Source organism: Mesorhizobium sp. C277A, from assembly GCF_040324395.1.
GTDB lineage: Bacteria > Pseudomonadota > Alphaproteobacteria > Rhizobiales > Rhizobiaceae > Mesorhizobium.
In genome coordinates this window covers 1106781-1126044 of record NZ_JAMYVW010000002.1, presented here as the reverse complement: position 1 = coordinate 1126044, position 19264 = coordinate 1106781, and the positions used below count along the sequence as shown (strand labels likewise).

The window sequence follows — 19264 nt, the reverse complement described above, 5'->3', positions numbered from 1 at the left end:
GACGGATTGCCTGCGATGTCATGGCGAACGCCGGATAGCCTATCTCGGCTCGCGGTTCATGCTGAGATAAGTCGGGTCGAACTCGGCGATTTCCACCAGCTGCTGCCAGTCCAGAATGGTCACCATGTAATTTGCCCAGCCGATCACACCGATCTTGCGCAGCGCGCCGATGACCCGGTTCATGTGGACGACCGAAAGCCCAAGCACATCGGCCAGTTCCGCCTGCGACAGGGGAAGCCGGAAACTCATGCCGTTGGTCTGCTTGACGACCTGGAGCCGCACGAACAGCTCGCACACAAGATGCGCCAGATGCGAAGTCTTGGACCGCCGGCCCATGGCCACGATCCATTCCCGATGGATGGCGCCATCGACGAGCGTGTCCAGCCAAAGCAAGCGGCTGAGATGAGGCGCCTGTTCGGTGATCGTCCTTAGCCGACTGTGGTCGGCGGCGATCACCCGGCATGGCGACAAAGCTATAATGCCATGGTCCATTGTCTTGAGCAGGAAGGCGTGCAAATCGACAAAATCGCCTGGCACCTGCAACGAGGTGAACTGGCGGCCGCCATCCTCCAGCACCTTGTAGCGCGCCGCCAGACCCTCGATGATGAGCGTGCTGTAGCCTGGCCTCGATCCCTCTGAAACGATGTCCTGACCGGTGGCAAAATCCATCTCGATGGTCATGGCGGCGGCCAGCAGCCCCTTTTCCTGCTCGGACAAAGCGTCATGCTGGCCAAGGTTGAGATAAAGCGGTTCTAGCATCGAGGATCCAGTTCGAGATTTCGTGGACATTCGTGGCCTAGCCAAACGCCGGAGATCGGGTGCGGTTGCAATCGGCCGGCACGGCGACGGCTCCTGGCAGGAAATCTGCTCAGGACACAGTCGCATGGAACCATGGGTGCGGGTTGGGATTTAATCCATGTCGCTCAAAAATGGCCCCGATTTTGAGACAACGACATGCATAAAAACACAGACCTGAAGCGCGTCGCCTGCGTCCTTCAACCGCGATGCGCCTTAGCGTTCTCACGCAGGGATCCTTGCACACATGGAACGGTTCTACTTCGACTTGTACAACGCCGAGACCCAGATTGATGAAGAGGGGCAGCTTTTTCCCAGCCGGGAGCGTGCGGGAGCCGAAGCGCTGCGCATATTGCACGATGTGGCGCGCGACGAGATACCGGAGGGCGACCACCGGCGGATCACCGTCAAGATGCTGAACGAGAACAGGGAGCAGATATTCGAAGCGTCGCTGACCATGGCGTCGCTGTGGAGTTGAACTCGTCGACCCTGTCGAGGACTGTATGGAACCTCTTGCCCTCCCCTCTGTTTCCTAAGGAGGGGCCAGCGGCAGAAGCTGCACGGCTGATTGACTGGAGGCATCTATGTCCTTGCAAAAGCTTCATCCCGAGCAGGTCGACGACACACGCAGGCTTGCCTATTCGACCTTTGCCCCGGCGCTGATCGGTTCGCTCACCAAGCGTCTGGCGCGGTGTCAGGGCGTCAAGGAACTGGGCGCCCTGGAAAAGTCGCTCATCCGCCTGATCGAAGACTCTGATGTCGATGGGCCGCAAGCCGAGGCGATGAAAGAGTTCGCCATCGAGCTGGTGGTGTCGACGATATCGGAAGCCCGCGCTCACCCCGACACCAAGAGCGATGTCGAAGCCGTTGGCGAGCGCCGCGCCGAAGGCCGCTCCGAGAACCCGCAGACGCTCGAGGAGCAGTTGCAATCAGGCCTCGAAGACAGTTTTCCGGCCAGCGATCCGCCCGCCGTCGTCTCGACCGCCATTTCCGGCGGCTCGAAGGACCTTGTCGGTACAGATGAGGTGTTGCGCCGCAAGAAGGAGGCGGCGCAGCGAAAGCAGGAAAAGGCCGACGCCGGTTAGCCGGACAATTCGCGAGAGCCCGAGGCGATGAGAGCCGTCAGCCGAAGCGCTTTTCCGGCGACTGTCCGCTGGCCGGTGACTGTTCGCCGGCCCGCGCGACGATCGCCTCGAGCGGCTCCGGCCGGTGCAGCAGAAAACCCTGGCCATAGGCCACGCCCATGCCGCGCAGAATGTCGAGCGCTTCCTGCTGCTCGATCTTTTCGGCCACCACCGCGCAGCCGAGACTTTTGGCGATGCCCGCTATGGCCGAGACGATCTCGCGGTCGAAACGGCTTTCCGCGATATTCTCGATGAACGAGCCGTCGATCTTGATCTGATCGACCGGAAAGCGCCGCAAATATTCGAACGAGCTCATGCCGGCGCCGAAATCGTCAAGGCTGACGCGGCATTGCCGCTCGCGCGCCTTGCGCACGAACTGCTCGGCGGCGTCGAAATTGGTGACGGCCGCGGTCTCGGTGATCTCGAAACCGATGCCGGAATGCGGCGCCCCGGTCTCGGCGATGACGGCGTCGACGAAATCCCATAGCAGCGGATCGCTCAGCGTCTGCGCCGACAGGTTGAAGCCGAGCAAGATGGCGCCTGACCGCATCGCCGCGCCATGCTGCGAAAGCGCTGTCTTGATGATCCAGCGGTCCAGCCGCGAGGCAATGCCGAAGCGCTCGGCGACCGGAATGAATTCGTTGGGTGGGATCAGCTTGCCATTGCGCCCGGCAAGCCGCGCCAGCACCTCGACATGGCGGCTCTCCTGCCAAGGCTGGCCCAGAAGATGGATCTCCTGGCCGAACAGTTTCAGCCGCCCGTCATCCATGGCGTCGACAGTGTCGGCGGCGACACGCGCAGCGTTGAGGCCGCCGGAGCCCGACGCCGCATCGGCCGAAAACACCGCGAAGCGATTGCGCCCGGCCGCCTTGGCCGCATAGCAGGCGTCGTCGGCGCAGGCCAACGCATCGGCAACCGTGGTGGTGGTGTCCTCGACGAAGGCGATGCCGATGCTGGCCGCGAGTTTTCGCGAGGTCACCGGCAGTCCGAGGTCGGCGTCACGGACCGCCGCAAGGATGGCGCCGGCCAGCGCCTCGGCCTTGGCCGATTGGCAATTGGGCACCAGCAGCGCGAACTCGTCGCCACCGAGGCGCGCGGCACGCGCCGATGCCGGCAGGCAGCCCAGAATACCGGCGGCCACACCCTTCAGCGCCAGGTCGCCGGCGGCGTGGCCGGCGAAGTCGTTGAGCGCCTTGAAGTAGTCGAGATCGACGTAAAACACCGCCAGCGGCAAAGCCCGCTCGGTGGCGATGTGCACGGCCAGCAGCCGGTCGAAGGCGGCACGGTTCAAGAGGCCCGTCAGCGCATCGTGGTGAGCGGCGTAGGCGAGTTCCCGCTCGCGCTTCTTGTCCTCGGTGATGTCGCGCACGGTGCCGAGAATCTGGCCCGCCGTCTCGGGCGCCGCGATGAAGCGCACCAGCGATTCGACATGGCGGATTTCGCCGTCGCGCCTGACGATGCGGTATTGCGCGGCGACGACGCCGTCGGTCGAAAGCGGCGCCAGATGGGCGCGCTCTGCGGCATCCTTGTCGTCGGGGTGCAGATAGGAATGCCAAAGGTCGGCAGCCACCTCGTCGGTGTCGGCGACCAGGCCGAATATCTCCCTGGTGCGGGCGTCCCAATAGCTCTTGTTGGCGTCGATATCGTGATGCCAGATGCCGGTGCCGCTGGCCGCCAGCGCCAGGCGAAAGCGCACATTGACCCGCTCCAGTTCGGCTTCCGCCTCTTTCTGCCGGCTGATGTCGGTCTGCACGCCCATCAGCCTGACCGGCCTGCCCGTCTCGTCACGCTCGACAATGCCGCCGCGGTCCAGCACCCAGATCCAGTGGCCGTCCTTGTGCTTGAGGCGTAGCTCGGTCTCGATCGAGGCGGTCAGGCCGGAAATGTGCCGCTCTCCGCTGGCCAGCGCCCGCTGGCGGTCGTCGGGATGCGTCAGCTTCAGCCAGAGGTCGTCGCTGTTGGCAAGCTCGCCATCCTCATAACCCAGCATGTGCGACCAGGTTGGCGAATAGAAACAGTCGCCGCTCAAAATATCCCAGTCCCATACGCCGAGATGAGCGCGTTCGAGCGCAAGCGCCCAGAATTCGCCGTTGCGTATTTTCTCTTCAGCCATGCCCTGGTTTCGCTCACTCCGTCGCCGCCACTATGCACGCAAGCAGAGAAGAAACCGTTACCGGGTGCGCCGCGCCCACAGTGCGGACAAGGCCTGCAATCGTGCCGGACCATGCCGTAAGGCGTCATCATGCGATTGGGGCTCGTCATGCCATTGGCGCCCTGATTGGAACCGCCCTGGCCGGGCCTGGCTCGACGATCCTTATCGCGCGGCGGCGCGCATTGTCCTCGAGCAGGCCGCGCAGTTCCTCACGGCCGCGCGCAATGCGCGACATCAGCGTGCCGGCCGGCACGCCGAGCATCTCGGCGGCCTCGGCATAGGAGAAGCCCTCGATGGCGACCATGGTCAGCGCGGCACGGCGGTCCGGGCTGATCGCCTGCAGCGCGTCGATGATCTCGCGCGCGGCGACGTTCTCCAGTTGGTCGGCGGGAGAGGCTTGCGCCTCTCCCGCTTCCAGCGGCAGCATCGACGCCTCGCCACGCCGGTTCACCTTGCGCATCTGGTCGATGAACAGATGATGCATGATCGTGAACAGCCATTTTCGCGGGCTCTCTCCCTTCTGCCAGTTGTCCAGCCGCAGCAGCGCCCGCTCCAGGCAGTCCTGGACGAGATCGTCGGCGGAATCGCGGTCGCGCAGCAGCGAGCGCGCATAGCGGCGCAGGCGCGGGATTTCGTCGAGAATGGCTCTCTGCTTTTCGTCCATGACCTTTTGTCTTCGTTTCGGCATGCCGTTGCCGCAAAACCGCTGCGCCCCCGGGTGAGGACAGCTTTGGCTGATCTGAAAAATTCCTCTGTTCATGCCTGTCGTCGGCTCCAAAAACGCTGGGCACTTTTGGGCGACAGGCATGACGCGCTCAGCTCAGCGCGGCGTGGCGTCGATGGTGACCCGGTCGGGATAGAAGGCGCCGTGGGCGCGAATCTCGGCCATCTCGTCGAAGGGCTGCTCATAGGCCCACATCGCGTCGTTGCCGGTTTCACCCGCCGGCAGCACGTTCCAGTAGCTGGAGTCGCCCTTGTAGGGGCACAGCGTCGACCGCTCCGTCTTCCTGAGCTTCCGGAAGTCGATGTCCTCGAACGGGATGTAGAAGGAGAAGGGATGGGGCGGCTCGGTCACCATTTTGGCTTTTGCCGAGGAAGCGATGATGGTGCCGTTTGCAAACACGACGACACGCCCGTTGAAGGGCTCGACGGTGATCACCTTGCCCGGATTGCGCCTGAAGCCGGGTGACGGGTTCGCATGCTGATCCATGACTGCTCTCCTTGTCCGCTGGTGGTTCGATGTCGGTCGACGGCGTCAGCTCTCACTGGTCACTGACGGGCCGGCGACAGCGGTCACACGCGACAGCTTCTGGCGCTTTTCGAGCTGTGGCTTTTCATAGGTCTTCTTCATCGTTCTTCCTTTTCTGACGTCTGGCAGCCGGTCCGCGCGGCTGCCGGCCGTGGATCATGGCTCCAAGGGACAACAGGCGCATCTCCCGTCCGGCCGATGCGCCGCCGAAGGAAATCCGGGCCAGCGTGGCAAGAACGATTCGCATGTGTTTCGCCGCGATCCGACGGCGGTGGATTTATCTCAGCCGGGACGGCCATGCTTGGGCCGGGCGGAACACGGTTTTGGCGGATGCGGCCCTGTCAGCACGGCCGCAAGGCTTGGACAGGCGCGAACAGCTACCGGCGCGGCTATGGCGATGGCTGCTTGGCGCCGGTGCACGCCGCGAAATATCGATAATAAAGGACGACAGGTGAGACTCTACAAAATCAAGATGATTTGCCAGATATTTTCGCCTTTTCGGCACGAGAAGCAAAATAAATTTTCGACAGACGAACTTTCACTTCGGAAAAATGTCCATTTCATCTCTGTTAACCAAATATTAACCAAAATTATCCGATACATACCGAAGTTATTCGCTGTCGTAATCCGAATCTAAGTTGTAATAATCATTGCACAGTTCGCTTCTGACATTACTGTATCGTTGATGTCTTGCGAAGCATGCAACGGAGGAGCTGTAGGAGTGAAATCCGGGTCAAGACTGTGTTGCGAGGAACGGTCTGCCCGACGGAGGAAACACGCATGAGATTGCTGAAATATGCGCTGCTGGCGGGAGCGTCGCTGCTTCCCATCCTGCCCGCGATCGCCGCGACCGCGACGGGCAGCATGAATGTCCGCATCACGATTACCGACGAATGCAAGGTGCAGACGGCGAGCGATCTCGATTTCGGCTCGCACGGTGTCATTGATGCGAATGTCGACCAGACCAGCACCATCAACGTGCAATGCACGACCGGCAAGTCCTACAATGTTGGTCTGAGCGCCGGAGCGGGCGCGGGCGCAACGGTTGCTGTTCGCAAGATGACCGGGCCGGCGTCGGCGACGATCGACTACACCATCTACAGGGAAAGCACCCGGACGCAGCTTTGGGGCACCACGATCCCCACCGACACGGTCGGCGGAACCGGCAACGGCGCCATTCAGCCGCTGACGGTCTACGGGCGTGTTCCACCGCAGACGACACCGGCGGCGGGCCTCTACACCGACACCGTTGCGATCACCATAACGTACTGACAATCGATACCAACACGAGGACGATCATGCGATCCATGCTTTCATGCATCGGAGCCACGGCTGTTCTGTTGCTGTGCGCCGGTCTCTCACAAGCCGCTTCGCTCAGGGTGGCGCCGACAGGTCTCGAGCTGATCTCGCCCGACGCCTCGGCGGTTCTCAACCTCAGCAACGATGACGCCAAGCGGCCGATCAATGTGCAGATCCGGGTCTTCGCATGGAGCCAGGCCGGCGGCATCGAAACGCTGACGCCGACCACGGACGTGGTCGCCAGCCCACCATCGACCAAACTCGGACCCAATGCCCAATACGTGGTTCGCGTCGTGCGCGTGTCGAAGGCGCCGGTGCGGGCCGAGGAAAGCTACCGCGTCATCGTCGACGAACTGCCGGACCCCTCACGCAAGAAGGCCGGTACGGTCGCGCTCGCGCTTCGCTATTCGGTCCCGGTGTTTTTCCGCGACGCCGATGCCGCCGCGCCGGCAGTCGCCTGGAGTGTTTCGCGCAAGGGCGGCAGTCTTGTGCTGACAGCCAGCAATACCGGCGAAAGTCGCCTCCGCCTGTCCAACCTATCCCTGACCCAGAACGGCAAGAAGCTTGGCAGCCGAAACGGACTCGTCGGTTATGTCCTGGGCGGCGCGACCATGCAGTGGCCGATCGGCAGCAGCAAATCACTGTCCGCGGGCTCGGTGCTTTTGAAGGCACAGAGCGATCTTGGACCCTTCGATGCCAAAGTTGCCGTCAAGGGCAAATAGGATCGCGCTAGTCGTCGCGCTCGCGATTTTCACACCTTTCTCGGCGGTGAACGCGCAAGAATTGCCGGCCGTGACGAACCCTGAAGACCCTGGCCAGCAAGCCGGCCGCAGCCTTTATCTAGAGGTGTTCATCAACGACGTCTCGACCAAACTGATCGGCAGCTTCACCCAGATGCCGGATGGCGGCCTGGCATCGACGCCGCTAGAGCTGAAGGAGCTCGGGCTGAAGCCGCCGCAGGGCGCTGTAGACACCGACGGCCTGGTCAGGCTCGACCAGCTGGCGGATGTGTCGTTTCAGATCGACGAAGCGGCGCAGCGCCTCTACGTCACCGCCGCCAATGACAGCCGCGAGGCGCGCATGGTCGATCTCGGCTTGCGCTTGCAGGACCGGCCGGCGCCGCAATCGGGCTTGGGCGCGGTTCTCAACTATTCGCTGTTTGCCAGCTCCAACACATTGTTCGACAAGGACGTCGAGCTGTTCCAGGGCGTTTCCGGCGGCTTCGATGCGCGCGTGTTCAGCCCCTATGGAACGCTCAGCCAATCCTTCATCGCCGGCTATTCCGACGGCAGGCTGGGCGGCTTCACGCGGCTCAACACGACATGGAGTTATTCCGACCCCGACCGGCTGATGACCTATCGGGCCGGCGACTTCATCTCCGGTGGATTGTCGTGGACGCGTCCGGTCTATCTCGGCGGCATCCAGGCGCAACGCAACTTCCACCTGCGATCGGACCTGGTGACGCTACCCCTGCCCTCCTTCGGCGGCACCGCGGCGGTGCCGTCGACGCTGGAGGTCTATACGCAGAACGTGCGCACCTATTCCGGCGACATCCAGCCCGGGCCGTTCCAGGTCACCAATCTGCCGGTGTTCACGGGCGCAGGACAGGCGCAGGTGGTGCTGCGCGACAGCCTGGGCCGCGAGACCACGGCCACCTTGCCGTTCTATGCCTCCAGCATGCTGCTGCGCCAGGGACTGCTCGACTTTTCCGTCGAGGCAGGGATGGCGCGGCGCAATTTCGGCATCTCCTCCGACGATTATGACAGCCGCGTCATGGGGGTCGCCAGCGCGCGTTACGGCGTGACCGACCGGCTGACATTGGAAGCCCATGCCGAGGGCGGCGCCGATCTGATCAATGGCGGCATAGGTGCTGCCTTCCCGCTCGGGGCATATGGCGCAGCTTCGCTGGCCGTCGCCGGCAGCCATCATGACGGACGCACCGGGTCGCTGGTCGATGCCAGGGCCGAGTTCGGTTATGACGGCTGGGCGATCAACGCCCGCATGCAGCGGTCATTCGGCGGCTTTGAAGATATCGCTTCGGTGACGGCACAGCCGGTCATACTCGATCCCGATGATTTCACCCGTTTCAGCGCCGGCGTGCCGCGGGCGGTCGACCAGGTGACGCTCAGCGTGCCGATGCCGATCGACTTCTCCAGCCTCAACTTCTCCTATACCCACCTCAAGGATGCCGAAGGCGAGACCAGCCAGATCGTCGGCCTCTCCTATAGTCAGGAGATCTTCAAGCGCAGCACGCTCTATGCCACGGCCTTCGCCGATCTCGACGACGGCGACAGTTATGGCATCTTTGCGGGGATTTCGATCCCGTTCAATGACGACGTCATGGCGTCGACGGGTGTCGAGCATGGGCCTGACGGCCTCAATGTCGTGGCCGACCTCGCCAAATCGGAGCGGGCCGAGGACGGCAGCATCGGCTGGCGGCTGCGCACCTCCGAAGGCGAGGTTCCCAACCGTTCGGCAGCGGTGAGCTACCGCGCGTCGTTTGCGCGTTTTGAGGCCGGCGCCCAGCAATTCGACAAGGACTTTCGCGTGACCGGCCAGATGGACGGCGCCATTGCGGTCGCAGGCGGCGGGGTGTTCGCCACCAACCGCATCGACGATGCCTTTGCCGTCGTCGATGTCGGCACGCCTGATGTCGAGGTCTTGCATCAGAACCGGCCGGTAGGCAGGACCGACAGCAAAGGCCGCATCCTGGTCACCGGCCTCAACTCCTATGAGCTGAACACGGTCTCCATCGACCCGAAGAATCTACCAGTCGACGCGGATGTCCCGGCTACCAAGGAGACCGTCGTCCCAGCCGACCGCAACGGCGTCGTGCTGAAGTTCGGCGTGTCCGAGGCGGCGCAGGCCGCGCTGGTGACGCTGGTCGACTCGAGCGGAACGCCGCTCGAAGCCGGACTGTCGGGACGCGTCGATGGCGGCACCGAAGACTTCGTCGTCGGCTATGACGGGCAGGCCTATATCAAGGGCCTCGGCAAGCAGAATTCAGTGCAGGTCGAGCGCGCTGACGGCGGTTCATGCCGGGCAGAGTTTCCCTTCGAGGCGGCGCGCGGCCGGCAAGTGGTGATCGGGAACGTGGTGTGCCAATGAGAGCTGGAGGAAAAATGCTGCGCGCCGTAATCATCGCCCTGCTGCTGGTGCTGCTCCCGTCGCTCGCCCGGGCGCAGAGCTGCAGTTACACCGTCACCAGTTTGAATTTCGGCATCATCGACACGCTGTCGGGCACCGCGGCGACATCGACAGCCACCTTCACCGCGACTTGCAGCGGCAGTTTGCCATTGCTGCTGCCCGTCCTGGTCTGTCCGCATATTGCCGCCGGCACCGGCGGTGCAACCTCGGCGGCGGCCCGGCAGATGGCGAGCGGCGTCAACAGCCTCAACTATCAACTCTATTCGGACCCCGCAATGAGCGTTGTCTGGGGCACCTATAACTGGGCCTATGCCTCGCGCCCGCCACCGCTGCTGCTGAGCCCCAATCTCTTCGGCAACTCAATCGACACCCTGACGCTCTATGGCCGGGTTCCCGGCGGCCAGGCGACCGTTCCGCCGGGCACTTATCTGTCGACATTTTCGGGCGGGCAACTCGAGTTCCGCTCCCGGACAACCCTGTTGAGCAGCAGCTGCAACACCGGCGCGGGCAACTTGGGCACCAGTCCGACCTTCACCATCAACGCCACGGTCGCGGCAAACTGCCTGGTCGCCACCCAGAACATCGATTTCGGCCCCAAGGGGGTGCTCGACGCCAATGTCGATGCCGCCGGCCAGGTTACGGTCACCTGCACCCCGTCTACCGCGTACACGGTTTCGCTCAATGGCGGCACGACAGGGGGCACGCCGACCACCCGCAAAATGTCGAAGGGCGCCGAGAGGGTCACCTACGGCCTCTACAAGGATCTGGCGCGCTCGCAGCCCTGGGGTGACGCCGGAACGCCGGGAAGCACGGTGGCCGGCACCGGAACCGGTACGGCCCAGGCGCTCACCGTCTATGGCCGCGTGCCGCCGCAGACGACGCCCTCGGCCGGCGTCTACACCGACACGGTGGTGGTGACCATCACCTATTGATCGCGGCCATTGCCTGGTGAAAGCCAGCGCGCGTAAATCTCGCCGACGATGCCGCGGCGAAAGACCAGCACGCAGATCATGAAGATCAGGCCGGTGGCGATGGTCACCGGGAAGCCGGAGGTGGCGAGCGTGTTTTCCAGCCCGACGACGAGGCCAGCGCCGACGACCGGCCCGACCATGGTGCCGATGCCGCCGAGCAGCGTCATCAGGATCACCTCGCCCGACATCTGCCAGGTGACGTCGGTCAGCGTCGCGAACTGGAAGACGATCGCCTTGGTGGCGCCGGCAAGCCCGGCAAGGGCTGCCGACATGACGAAGGCGGCGAGCTTGTAGCGGCCGACCGAATAGCCCAGCGAGATGGCGCGGTTCTCGTTCTCGCGGATCGAGCGCAGGATCATGCCGAAGGGCGAGTTGACGATGCGCCAGACGGCGAAGACGCCGATGAGGAAGACGGCAAGCACGACGAAATACATGTTGAGCGTGACGTTGAGATCGACGATGCCGAACAGATGCCCGCGCGGCACGCCCTGTATGCCGTCCTCGCCTTCGGTGAACGGCGCCTGGACGCAGAAGAAATAAAACATCTGCGCCAACGCCAGCGTGATCATCGAGAAATAGATGCCTTGCCGGCGGATGGCGAGGAAGCCCATGACCAGGCCGAGCACGGCCGCGCCGGCGGTGCCGAGCAGGATGCCGGCCTCGGGCGGCCAGCCCCATGCCTTGACGGCGTAGGCGCAGAAATAGGCGGCGGCGCCGTAGAAGGTGGCGTGGCCGAACGACAGCAGCCCGGTGTAGCCGAGCAGCAGGTTGAAGGCGCAGGCAAACAGCGCGAAGCACAGCATCTTCATCAGGAAGATCGGATAGACGAAGAAGGGCGCGGCTATCAGCGCCAGTATGGCCAATGCCAGCAATACCCGCTCAAGCCGCACGGAGGCGGCGGTGCGCTGGTCGTGAAGGGCTGCCTCGCTCATCTCAGGCGTCCCTTCCGAACAGGCCGGCGGGGCGCAGGAGCAGCACGACCGCCATGATGACGAAGACGACGAGGTTCGACGCCTCGGGATAGAACACCTTGGTCAGGCCCTCGGCGAGGCCGAGCATGTAGCCGGTGACGATGGCGCCGAGGATCGAGCCCATGCCGCCGACCACGACGACGGCGAACACGACGATGATGAGATCCGAGCCCATCAGCGGGCTGACCTGATAGACGGGTGCGGCGAGAATACCGGCAAGGCCGGCGAGCGCCGCGCCGAGCCCATAGGTGAGCGTCAGCAGCAGCGGCACGTTGACGCCGAAGGCCTGCACCAGCTCGGGATTTTCGGTCGCGGCGCGCAGATAGGAGCCGAGCCTGGTCTTTTCGATCAGGAGCCAGGTGCCGATGCAGATAATGAGCGAGGCCACCACCACCCAGCCGCGATAGTTGGGCAGGAACATGAAGCCGAGATTGGTGCCGCCGGCAAGCTGCGCCGGAACGGCATAAGGGTTGCCCGACACGCCGTAGTAGAAACGGAACACGCCTTCGATGACCAGCGCCAGTCCGAAGGTGAACAGCAGCCCGTAGAGCGGATCCAGGCGGTAGAGCCGCGACAGCGCCACGCGCTCGACCGCCATGCCGAAGACGCCGACGATGAGCGGAACCAGGAGCAGCGCCGGCCAGTAGCCGATGCCGAGATGGACGAGCAGCAGGTAACCGATGAAGGCGCCGAGCATATAGAGTGCGCCATGGGCGAAATTGATGATCCGCAGCAGGCCGAAGATGACGGCCAGGCCGAGGCTCAGCATGGCGTAGAAGGAGCCGTTGATCAGCCCGACCAGCATCTGGCCGAGCAAGGCCTGGACGGGGATGCCGAAGATCATGGTCATGGCGTCACCGAGGGTGTTGCAAGCGGGATGCGTCTGTGCGGCACGTACCCCACCCGGACCTTCGGTCCGACCTCCCTACAAGGGGGAGGTAGGGCGGTGGCCCTCCACCCTCCCCCTTGTGGGGAGGGTCGCTGCGCAGCAGCGGGGTGGGGGTACTGCCGTGGGCTGTCGTCATCATACCCCCAACACCTCGTGCAGCTGTTGCGTGTGAGCGGCAAGCTCGCTTACGGCAAAACCCTCCACCACCTTGCCATGCTCCATCAGATAGAAGCGGTCGGCGATGCGGGCGGCGAAGCGGAAATTCTGCTCGACGAGCAGGATGGTCATGCCGCGCTTTTTCAAGGTCGCCAGCAGTTCGCCGATGCGCTGGACGATGACCGGCGCCAGGCCCTCGGTCGGCTCGTCGAGCAGCAGCATCTGCACGCCCGTCCGCAGGATGCGGGCGATGGCCAGCATCTGCTGTTCGCCGCCGGAGAGTTTGGTGCCGGGGCTGTTGCGGCGCTCCTTGAGGTTGGGAAAGAGATCGAAGATCTCGTCGACGCTCATGCCGCCCTTGGCCACCACCGGCGGCAGGATCAGGTTCTCGTCGACGGTGAGCGTGGCGAAGATGCCGCGTTCCTCCGGCACGAAGCCGATGCCGCGATGGGCAACACGATGCAGCGGCAGGCGCATCAGGTCGCTGCCATCGAAGGCGACGCTGCCGCTGCGCTTGCGGACCAGCCCCATGATGGCGCGCAGCGTTGTGGTCTTGCCGACGCCGTTGCGGCCGAGCAGCGTCACGGTCTCACCGCGAAAAACGTCGAGGTTGACGCCATGCAGCGCATGGCCCTCGCCATACCAGGCATGGAGATCGCGCACGGCAAGCAGCGGCTCACTCATGCTCGGTCCCCCTGCTCGGTCCCCATGTAGGCGACCCTGACGCGCTCATCGTTGCTCACCGTCGCGTAGTCGCCGGCGGCGAGCACCTGGCCGCGCTGCATGACGGTGATCCAGTCGCAGAGGTCGGCGACGACGGTGAGATTGTGCTCGACCATCAGCACGGCGCGGTCCGTTGCCAGCGAGCGGATGATGCCGGAAATGACGCCGACATCCTCGTGCCCCATGCCGGCCATCGGCTCGTCGAGCAGCAGCACTTTCGGGTCGAGCGCCAGCGTGGTGGCGATCTCGAGCACGCGCTTTCGGCCATAGGAGAGATCGCCGGCCGGACGATGCGCGACATCGTCGAGACCGACGACGGCAAGCAGTTCGCGCGCCCGTGGAGTCAGTTGGTCAAGCGCGGCCAGCGAGCGCCAGAACTGGAAGCCGAGCCCGCTCGGCCGCTGCAAGGCGACGCGGACATTGTCGAGCACGCTCAGATGCGGAAAGATCGCCGATATCTGGAACGAGCGGACGAGACCCATGCGCGCCACCCTGGCCGGCGCGGTGCGGGTGATGTCGTTGCCCAACAGTTCGATCCTGCCGCTGCTCGGCTGCAGGAACTTGGTCAAGAGGTTGAAGATCGTCGTCTTGCCGGCGCCGTTCGGCCCGATCAGTGCATGGATCTGGCCGTGATGGACGTCGAGGTCGACATTGTTGACGGCGACGAAACCGGCAAAATCGCGCCGCAGGCCGCGGGCGGAGAGCACCACCCGCGGCTTGATTTCGGCACCGTCCGGCTGGACGGCCACGGCTTGCGCCAGCGTCACTTGGTGACGAGCGGGCAGCCGCTGTCTTCAGCCTTGATGAAGGCCTTGTCGCCCGGAATGGTCGCAAGGTAGGTGTAGTAGTCCCAGTCCTTCTTCGACTCCTCGGGCTTTTTGACCTGATAGAGATACATGTCGTGCACCATCGAGCCGTCGGCCTGTACCTTGCCGTTGGCGTTGATGATGTCGTCGACGGGCATTTCATGGAGTTGCTTGGCGACCGCCTCGGTCTCGTCGGTGCCGGCCTTGTCGATGGCCTTGAGATATTGCAGCACCGCCGAATAGGTGCCGGCCTGGATCATGTTGGGCATGCGGTTGGTGCGCTTGAAGAAGCGCCCGGCGAAGTCGCGGCTCTTGTCGTCGCGGTCCCAGTAAAACCCTTCGGTGAGCACCACGCCCTGCGCCGCCTGCAGTCCGAGGCCGTGCACCTCGGCAAGCGTGAACAGAAGTGCTGCCAGCCGCTGGCCGCCGGCGACGATGCCGAACTCGGCCGCCTGCTTGATGGTATTGGAGGTGTCGAGGCCGGCATTGGCAAGGCCGATAACCTTGGCGCCGGAGGACTGCGCCTGCAGCAGGAAGGAGGAATAATCCGTCGATCCCAAGGGGTAACGCACCTCGCCCAGCACTTTGCCGCCGCTTGCCTCAACAACCTTTGAGGTCTGCTCCTTCAGCGAATAGCCGAAGGCATAGTCGACGGTGATGAAATACCAGCTGTCGCCGCCCTGCTGCACAAGCGCGCCGCCGGTGCCGACCGCCTGCGAGTGGGTATCGTAAGCCCAGTGGAAACCGTAGGGCGAGCATTGCTTGCCGGTCAGGTCGGCCGATGCCGCTCCGGTAACGATGTCGATCTTCTTCTTTTCCTTGGACAACCCCTGGACGGCGAGCGCCACCGAGGATGTCGTCAGTTCCATGATCGCGTCGACCTGCTCGGTGTCGTACCACTGGCGCGCAATGTTGGAGGCAATGTCGGGCTTGTTCTGGTGATCGGCGTTGACGATCTCGATTGGCGCGCCCTGCACCTTGCCGCCAAAATCCTCGACCGCCATCCTGGCGGCCTCGACCGACCATTTGCCGCCGAAATCGGCATAGACGCCCGACTGGTCGTTGAGGATGCCGATCTTGACCTTGCCGTCGGAAATTTCGCCGGCCGCCGCCGGCATCGCAGTCGCCGCAAGCAGCACGGCTGAGACGAGATAGGATGCTTTCACAGGTGGTTCCTCCCTTGTGGCCGACGCTGGAAAACGCGGCGGCCTTGCAATGGTTCAACAACTCCGTCCGGTTCTCGCTGAAATCCGGGCCAGCGCCCGCCACTTCTCCTCTTGGCAACCCCTCCGCCCTGGGTGCGCCGGGAACCGTAGCATCACATTTCGCGAGGCGAGAATGCTATTTTCGTAGCATGGCGTGCTAGCGCGGCCGCTACCAGTCGGGCTCAATTGGAGAGTCTTCGGAAAAGCCGCTCGGGCCAGGCAGAGAGAGCGTTGCGGCCGCAGCGTCCAGCAGTGCCCCCGGAAGCCCTTTGAGATGCTCGCTGTCCAGCGGAAGCGCAAGATAGCCCGTGGCAATGCGTGCAGCCGCTTCCGCCTGTTCACGATCTCTCATTGCCTTGACCGCAGACCGATCAGGCCGCGTGGCCAGCCAAGCCTTGTGCAGAGCGAACATTCGAGGGTCGACCGTCGGCATGCTTACGGGATAGCCACGCTCATCGATCGCCACAGCCTCCACCTTCGGGGCGTTGATGAGCCATTGCAGCCCCTTCATGGGTGCGCTGTCGAGGTCGTCGGCAAGCTGTGTAATCGAGGTAGTGGCGTTGTCCTTGAGGACATGTCTTGCCCGCGGACGGATCAGGTCGACCAGATAGCCATCACGGTTCGCTGCCCTGAAGGCCCGGGGCTGGAGCGGCTTGAAGGACCTGTCCACTTTACGCAACACGCCTATCAGGCCGGACTGGCTTACCCTCTCGCCGGTCACGAAGCTGATGCGGCGTCGGGAATCGAAGAGCAGGTCGATGTCGCCGGTTGCCGTGAGACCGCTGGTGATCTGGACGCCCGCCAGAGCCTCGTAAGCGAACAGCGCATTCGTGCCGACGACCAGCAACTGCTTGCCCAGCGGGTCTGTTTCGGCGCACCGCCGCAATATCCGTGCGGCGATGGCCGGTACCCTGCCCAACCCCATTGCCACATTGACTTTCGCCAGGCCGTTCAGGCGATCGGCCAGACCTGCCAGCAGATCCTTGTTCTGCACCCTGCCCTCGGAAAACGCAGCGAACGCCTTCTCCGTCTGGCTGCTTTTCGGCCCGAGTGAATTCTCGACCTGCCGGACCTTCCGCAGCAGGTATTCAGCACCGCTGCGCTCAACCCAGCGCATGCTGCCTGCAAAGCGCCTTTGGCGCTGGTCATCAGCACGCTGCCAGGCCTCGTAGACCTGTTGCGTATCTATGAGTTGGCGCCGCTGCTCGCCGGTCAACTCTCTCAGCATCGTTTTCCACTCTTAAGCCAGGATGCTGCGCGCGCCATGGCAGCCGCTTGCCGTCGCCTCACCGCTTCTGCGGATAGATCGGCTCGCCGCGCTTCAGCATCTCGACAAAAGCCTCGATCTTCTTCCTGCGCCCCGCCTCCGTCTTCATGTTGTGCGTTCGAAACGCCAGCGCGAACCGGTTCTGGGCGGAAAGCTTTGCCAGCATCTCCTTCGCCTTCGGCTCGGCGTCGATGGCGGCCTGCAGATCGTCAGGGATCTTCATGTCCTTGCCTGAGGCATAGGCGCGGTCCCAGCGGCCGTCGGCCTTGGCCGCCTCGACCTGTTTCAGCCCGTGTTCGGTCATGCGGCCCTCCTCGACCAGGCGGGCGACATTGTCGATGTTGATCTTGCTCCAGATGCTCTTCTTGCCGCGCGGCGTGTAGCGCTGCAGAAAGCTCTTGTCGTCGAGCGGCTTGCGTATGGCGTCGATCCAGCCGAAGCACAGCGCCACGTCGATGGCCTGCTTCGGCGTGATCGAGGCGAGGCCCGAGCCGACCTTGTGGACCTTGATCCAGACCTCGCTCTCGCCGGCATGATTTTCGCGCAGCCAGGCGTAAAAACTGTCGGGATCGGGGAATTCATGAACCTTGTCGGGATCGACCTTGAACGGCGCCATCATCACCTCGTTGTTGCCGGGCCGGCTGTATCGGCTGTCGATGCCAGTTTCCGTCAGCGGCGTCGATACCCCCTAGCCTATTGCGAGCCGGCTTGCGCCCAAGCCGGCGCTCATGGCAGTTTCCCGGCTGGTCGAGCCGGGCAAGGCAGACTGCAATTCGGGGGAAATGCCATGCGATCGATGTTACTCGGCCTCATCCTTCTGCTGCCGGCCTCGGCGCTCGCCGAACCCATCGAAACCCAGAAGATCATCACCGCGCTGACCGGCGACTTCAATGGGGACGGCGCCGCCGATCTGGCGATGATCGTCGAGACCGAGCCCGAAGACGATACCATGGACATGCATTTCTTCCTGAGGGACAAAAAGTACAATTTTCTGAAACCCGCCGGCGTCGTGCATGAGCAGGTCTACGGCGAATGGAACGACTACGACCAGCCGCATTATGAGGGCTCCGGCATCGAACCGGAGTTGACCTTGCTGCCCAACGGCTCGATCAAGATCTATCTGCCGGGGCTGATCGGCCCCGGCGAGCGGACCGACATGACGCTGACCATCGCCTGGCGCAACGAGGCCTTCGTCGTCGCCGGCGTTGCCTATGACCATTACAAATACCAGTCCGTTGTCGTCTACAGCAGCTGCGACTACGACGTGCTGACCGGCAAGGGCAAAAGTATGCAGACGCAGGATGATGACAGCAAGGTGAACAGTATCGTGTCTGTCGAAGGCCAGGTCGTGCCCTTCGCGGAGTGGGACACGGGGACGCCTTTTAGGGTATGCGGGGATTGAGGGGGCAGCCAATCTCCCCCCTCGTGGGGGAGATGGCCGGCAAGGGGGCCGCTGTCCCGCCAACGCACCGGCCAGTGTCAGCCACGTTTATCCCGCGATTCTTGTCAGAAAATAGATCGAGAGGTCGCGATCCTTCGCGCCCCCCTCTGCCCTGCCGGGCATCTCCCCCACTTGGGGGGAGATTGGCTTCACTGCAGATGCGGTTTCTTCAAAAAGCTGTTTCGGTCGGCGGATTTCACTCGCAGCCAAGTCTCACGACCGTCACGCACGACCCTGAGAGGAATCTCCGAACCCGCCGGATTCTGCCATAGCTTGCGGTAGAAATCGGCGAGACCGTCGACCTCGCCATCGCGCACGTCGGAGATGATGTCGCCCTGGCGCAGGCCGGCCTTGGCGGCGGGGCCGCCTTCGGCGACGCTCATCACCACGACCGCACCGTTCGACTCGGCCGAGAAGGCGCCGAGCCATGGGCGCGGCGGCTTCGCCACCTGGCCGCGCGTCAGGAGATCGTCGAGGATCGGGGTCAGAAGGTTGATCGGCACGACCATGTTGATGTCGGCGACCTCGCCGTTGCGGCTCATCTGCAAAAGCAGCGAACCGATGCCGAGCAGGCTGCCATCCTGGCCGATGAGCGCCGCGCCGCCCCAGGACGGATGCGCCGGGGCAATGAAGATCGCCTCGTCGAGCAGATATTCCCAATAGCCGGCGAATTCCTGCTTGGTGACGATGTGTGCCTTGACCGAGCGGCCGGTGCCGTCGGCAAACACCACGGGGTCGCCGATCTTGGCCTTCGAGGCGTCGCCCAGCGCCACCGCCGGCAGGCCGAGCGGCGCCAGCGCCTGCACTAGGCCGAAGCCTGTCTCCTGGTCATAGGCCAGCGCATGCGCCGGCACGACGCGGCCGTCCTGGTCGGTCAGCCAGACCTCCTCGGCCTCGGTGATGAGATAGCCGATGGTGAGCACCAGCCCGTCGCCGCGGATGACGACGCCGCTGCCTTCCCGGCGCGTGCCCAGGGCATTGGCCGTGAAGGCATCGTCGGGAACCATGGCGCGCACGCCAACGACGGAGCGCAAGAGCGGGGAAACGGGACCGATCGGCATGCTTTCAT

General features: G+C 63.7%; 19 protein-coding genes. 7 read left to right on the top strand and 12 right to left on the bottom strand.

All coding sequences use genetic code 11. The features are described 5' to 3' along the window. Window positions 1–39: 39 nt before the first annotated feature. Entirely contained in the window at window positions 40–759 is a 720-nt protein-coding gene (locus tag NKK52_RS05535; protein WP_023671436.1) for a Crp/Fnr family transcriptional regulator, read from the bottom strand. 283 nt (window positions 760–1042) lie between these two features. Between NKK52_RS05535 and NKK52_RS05530 the strand changes: the two genes are divergently transcribed. Together NKK52_RS05530 and NKK52_RS05525 are read left to right on the top strand one after the other, a co-directional pair. After that, the gene (locus NKK52_RS05530; protein WP_023671435.1) at window positions 1043–1273 is read left to right on the top strand and encodes a DUF6894 family protein; all 231 of its coding nucleotides are present in this window, start codon (window positions 1043–1045) and stop codon (window positions 1271–1273) included. 106 nt (window positions 1274–1379) lie between these two features. Continuing rightward, window positions 1380–1880, top strand: a complete 501-nt coding sequence (locus NKK52_RS05525; protein WP_023685942.1) for a hypothetical protein — start codon at window positions 1380–1382, stop codon at window positions 1878–1880. 37 nt (window positions 1881–1917) lie between these two features. Here the strand turns inward: NKK52_RS05525 and NKK52_RS05520 are convergent, their stop codons facing one another. The 3 genes from NKK52_RS05520 to NKK52_RS05510 all read right to left on the bottom strand — a co-directional run bounded on the left by NKK52_RS05520 (window position 1918) and on the right by NKK52_RS05510 (window position 5281). Continuing rightward, a complete protein-coding gene (locus NKK52_RS05520; protein ID WP_023685941.1) occupies window positions 1918–4032 on the bottom strand; it encodes an EAL domain-containing protein in 2115 nt (704 codons plus the stop codon). Between the two features lie 145 nt (window positions 4033–4177). Then, complete coding sequence (locus tag NKK52_RS05515) at window positions 4178–4735, bottom strand: RNA polymerase sigma factor (RefSeq protein WP_023685940.1); 558 nt, start codon at window positions 4733–4735, stop codon at window positions 4178–4180. 156 nt (window positions 4736–4891) lie between these two features. Next, window positions 4892–5281, bottom strand: a complete 390-nt coding sequence (locus NKK52_RS05510; protein WP_023685939.1) for a DUF427 domain-containing protein — start codon at window positions 5279–5281, stop codon at window positions 4892–4894. 819 nt (window positions 5282–6100) lie between these two features. Between NKK52_RS05510 and NKK52_RS05505 the strand changes: the two genes are divergently transcribed. From NKK52_RS05505 to NKK52_RS05490, 4 genes are read left to right on the top strand one after another with little or no spacing between them, the layout of a single operon-like run. Then, window positions 6101–6592 carry a Csu type fimbrial protein gene (locus tag NKK52_RS05505; protein ID WP_023685937.1) on the top strand — a complete coding sequence of 164 codons (492 nt, stop codon included), beginning with the start codon at window positions 6101–6103 and terminating at the stop codon, window positions 6590–6592. A gap of 26 nt (window positions 6593–6618) precedes the next feature. Beyond that, window positions 6619–7341, top strand: coding sequence for a fimbrial biogenesis chaperone (locus tag NKK52_RS05500; protein ID WP_031204518.1), 723 nt, complete (start codon window positions 6619–6621; stop codon window positions 7339–7341). Next, window positions 7313–9727, top strand: a complete 2415-nt coding sequence (locus NKK52_RS05495; RefSeq protein ID WP_023828876.1) for a fimbria/pilus outer membrane usher protein — start codon at window positions 7313–7315, stop codon at window positions 9725–9727. The genes NKK52_RS05500 and NKK52_RS05495 overlap by 29 nt, the downstream gene beginning before the upstream one ends. A gap of 14 nt (window positions 9728–9741) precedes the next feature. Next, on the top strand, window positions 9742–10698 hold the full coding sequence (locus NKK52_RS05490) for a Csu type fimbrial protein (protein ID WP_023685934.1): 957 nt from the start codon (window positions 9742–9744) through the stop codon (window positions 10696–10698). Here the strand turns inward: NKK52_RS05490 and NKK52_RS05485 are convergent. From NKK52_RS05485 to NKK52_RS05455, 7 genes are all read right to left on the bottom strand, one after another. Beyond that, window positions 10692–11669, bottom strand: a complete 978-nt coding sequence (locus NKK52_RS05485) for a branched-chain amino acid ABC transporter permease (RefSeq protein ID WP_023685933.1) — start codon at window positions 11667–11669, stop codon at window positions 10692–10694. The genes NKK52_RS05490 and NKK52_RS05485 overlap by 7 nt on opposite strands. Window position 11670: 1 nt before the next feature. After that, window positions 11671–12558, bottom strand: coding sequence for a branched-chain amino acid ABC transporter permease (locus NKK52_RS05480; RefSeq protein ID WP_023685932.1), 888 nt, complete (start codon window positions 12556–12558; stop codon window positions 11671–11673). A 174-nt stretch (window positions 12559–12732) separates the two neighbouring features. After that, window positions 12733–13437 carry an ABC transporter ATP-binding protein gene (locus NKK52_RS05475; RefSeq protein WP_023671422.1) on the bottom strand — a complete coding sequence of 235 codons (705 nt, stop codon included), beginning with the start codon at window positions 13435–13437 and terminating at the stop codon, window positions 12733–12735. Continuing rightward, window positions 13434–14225, bottom strand: a complete 792-nt coding sequence (locus tag NKK52_RS05470) for an ABC transporter ATP-binding protein (protein WP_352460554.1) — start codon at window positions 14223–14225, stop codon at window positions 13434–13436. The genes NKK52_RS05475 and NKK52_RS05470 overlap by 4 nt, the downstream gene beginning before the upstream one ends. A gap of 14 nt (window positions 14226–14239) precedes the next feature. Further along, on the bottom strand, window positions 14240–15448 hold the full coding sequence (locus NKK52_RS05465) for an ABC transporter substrate-binding protein (protein WP_023685930.1): 1209 nt from the start codon (window positions 15446–15448) through the stop codon (window positions 14240–14242). 208 nt (window positions 15449–15656) lie between these two features. Beyond that, window positions 15657–16715: a GSU2403 family nucleotidyltransferase fold protein gene (locus NKK52_RS05460; protein WP_023685929.1), complete on the bottom strand. Its 1059-nt coding sequence runs from the start codon at window positions 16713–16715 to the stop codon at window positions 15657–15659. A 58-nt stretch (window positions 16716–16773) separates the two neighbouring features. After that, complete coding sequence (locus NKK52_RS05455; RefSeq protein WP_023743926.1) at window positions 16774–17370, bottom strand: YdeI/OmpD-associated family protein; 597 nt, start codon at window positions 17368–17370, stop codon at window positions 16774–16776. A gap of 171 nt (window positions 17371–17541) precedes the next feature. Here NKK52_RS05455 and NKK52_RS05450 point away from each other — a divergent pair, with 171 nt between their 5' ends. Continuing rightward, entirely contained in the window at window positions 17542–18156 is a 615-nt protein-coding gene (locus NKK52_RS05450; protein ID WP_023715162.1) for a hypothetical protein, read from the top strand. 188 nt (window positions 18157–18344) lie between these two features. Here NKK52_RS05450 and NKK52_RS05445 read toward each other — a convergent pair whose 3' ends face one another. Beyond that, window positions 18345–19256 carry a S1C family serine protease gene (locus NKK52_RS05445; RefSeq protein WP_031204516.1) on the bottom strand — a complete coding sequence of 304 codons (912 nt, stop codon included), beginning with the start codon at window positions 19254–19256 and terminating at the stop codon, window positions 18345–18347. Window positions 19257–19264 lie beyond the last annotated feature (8 nt).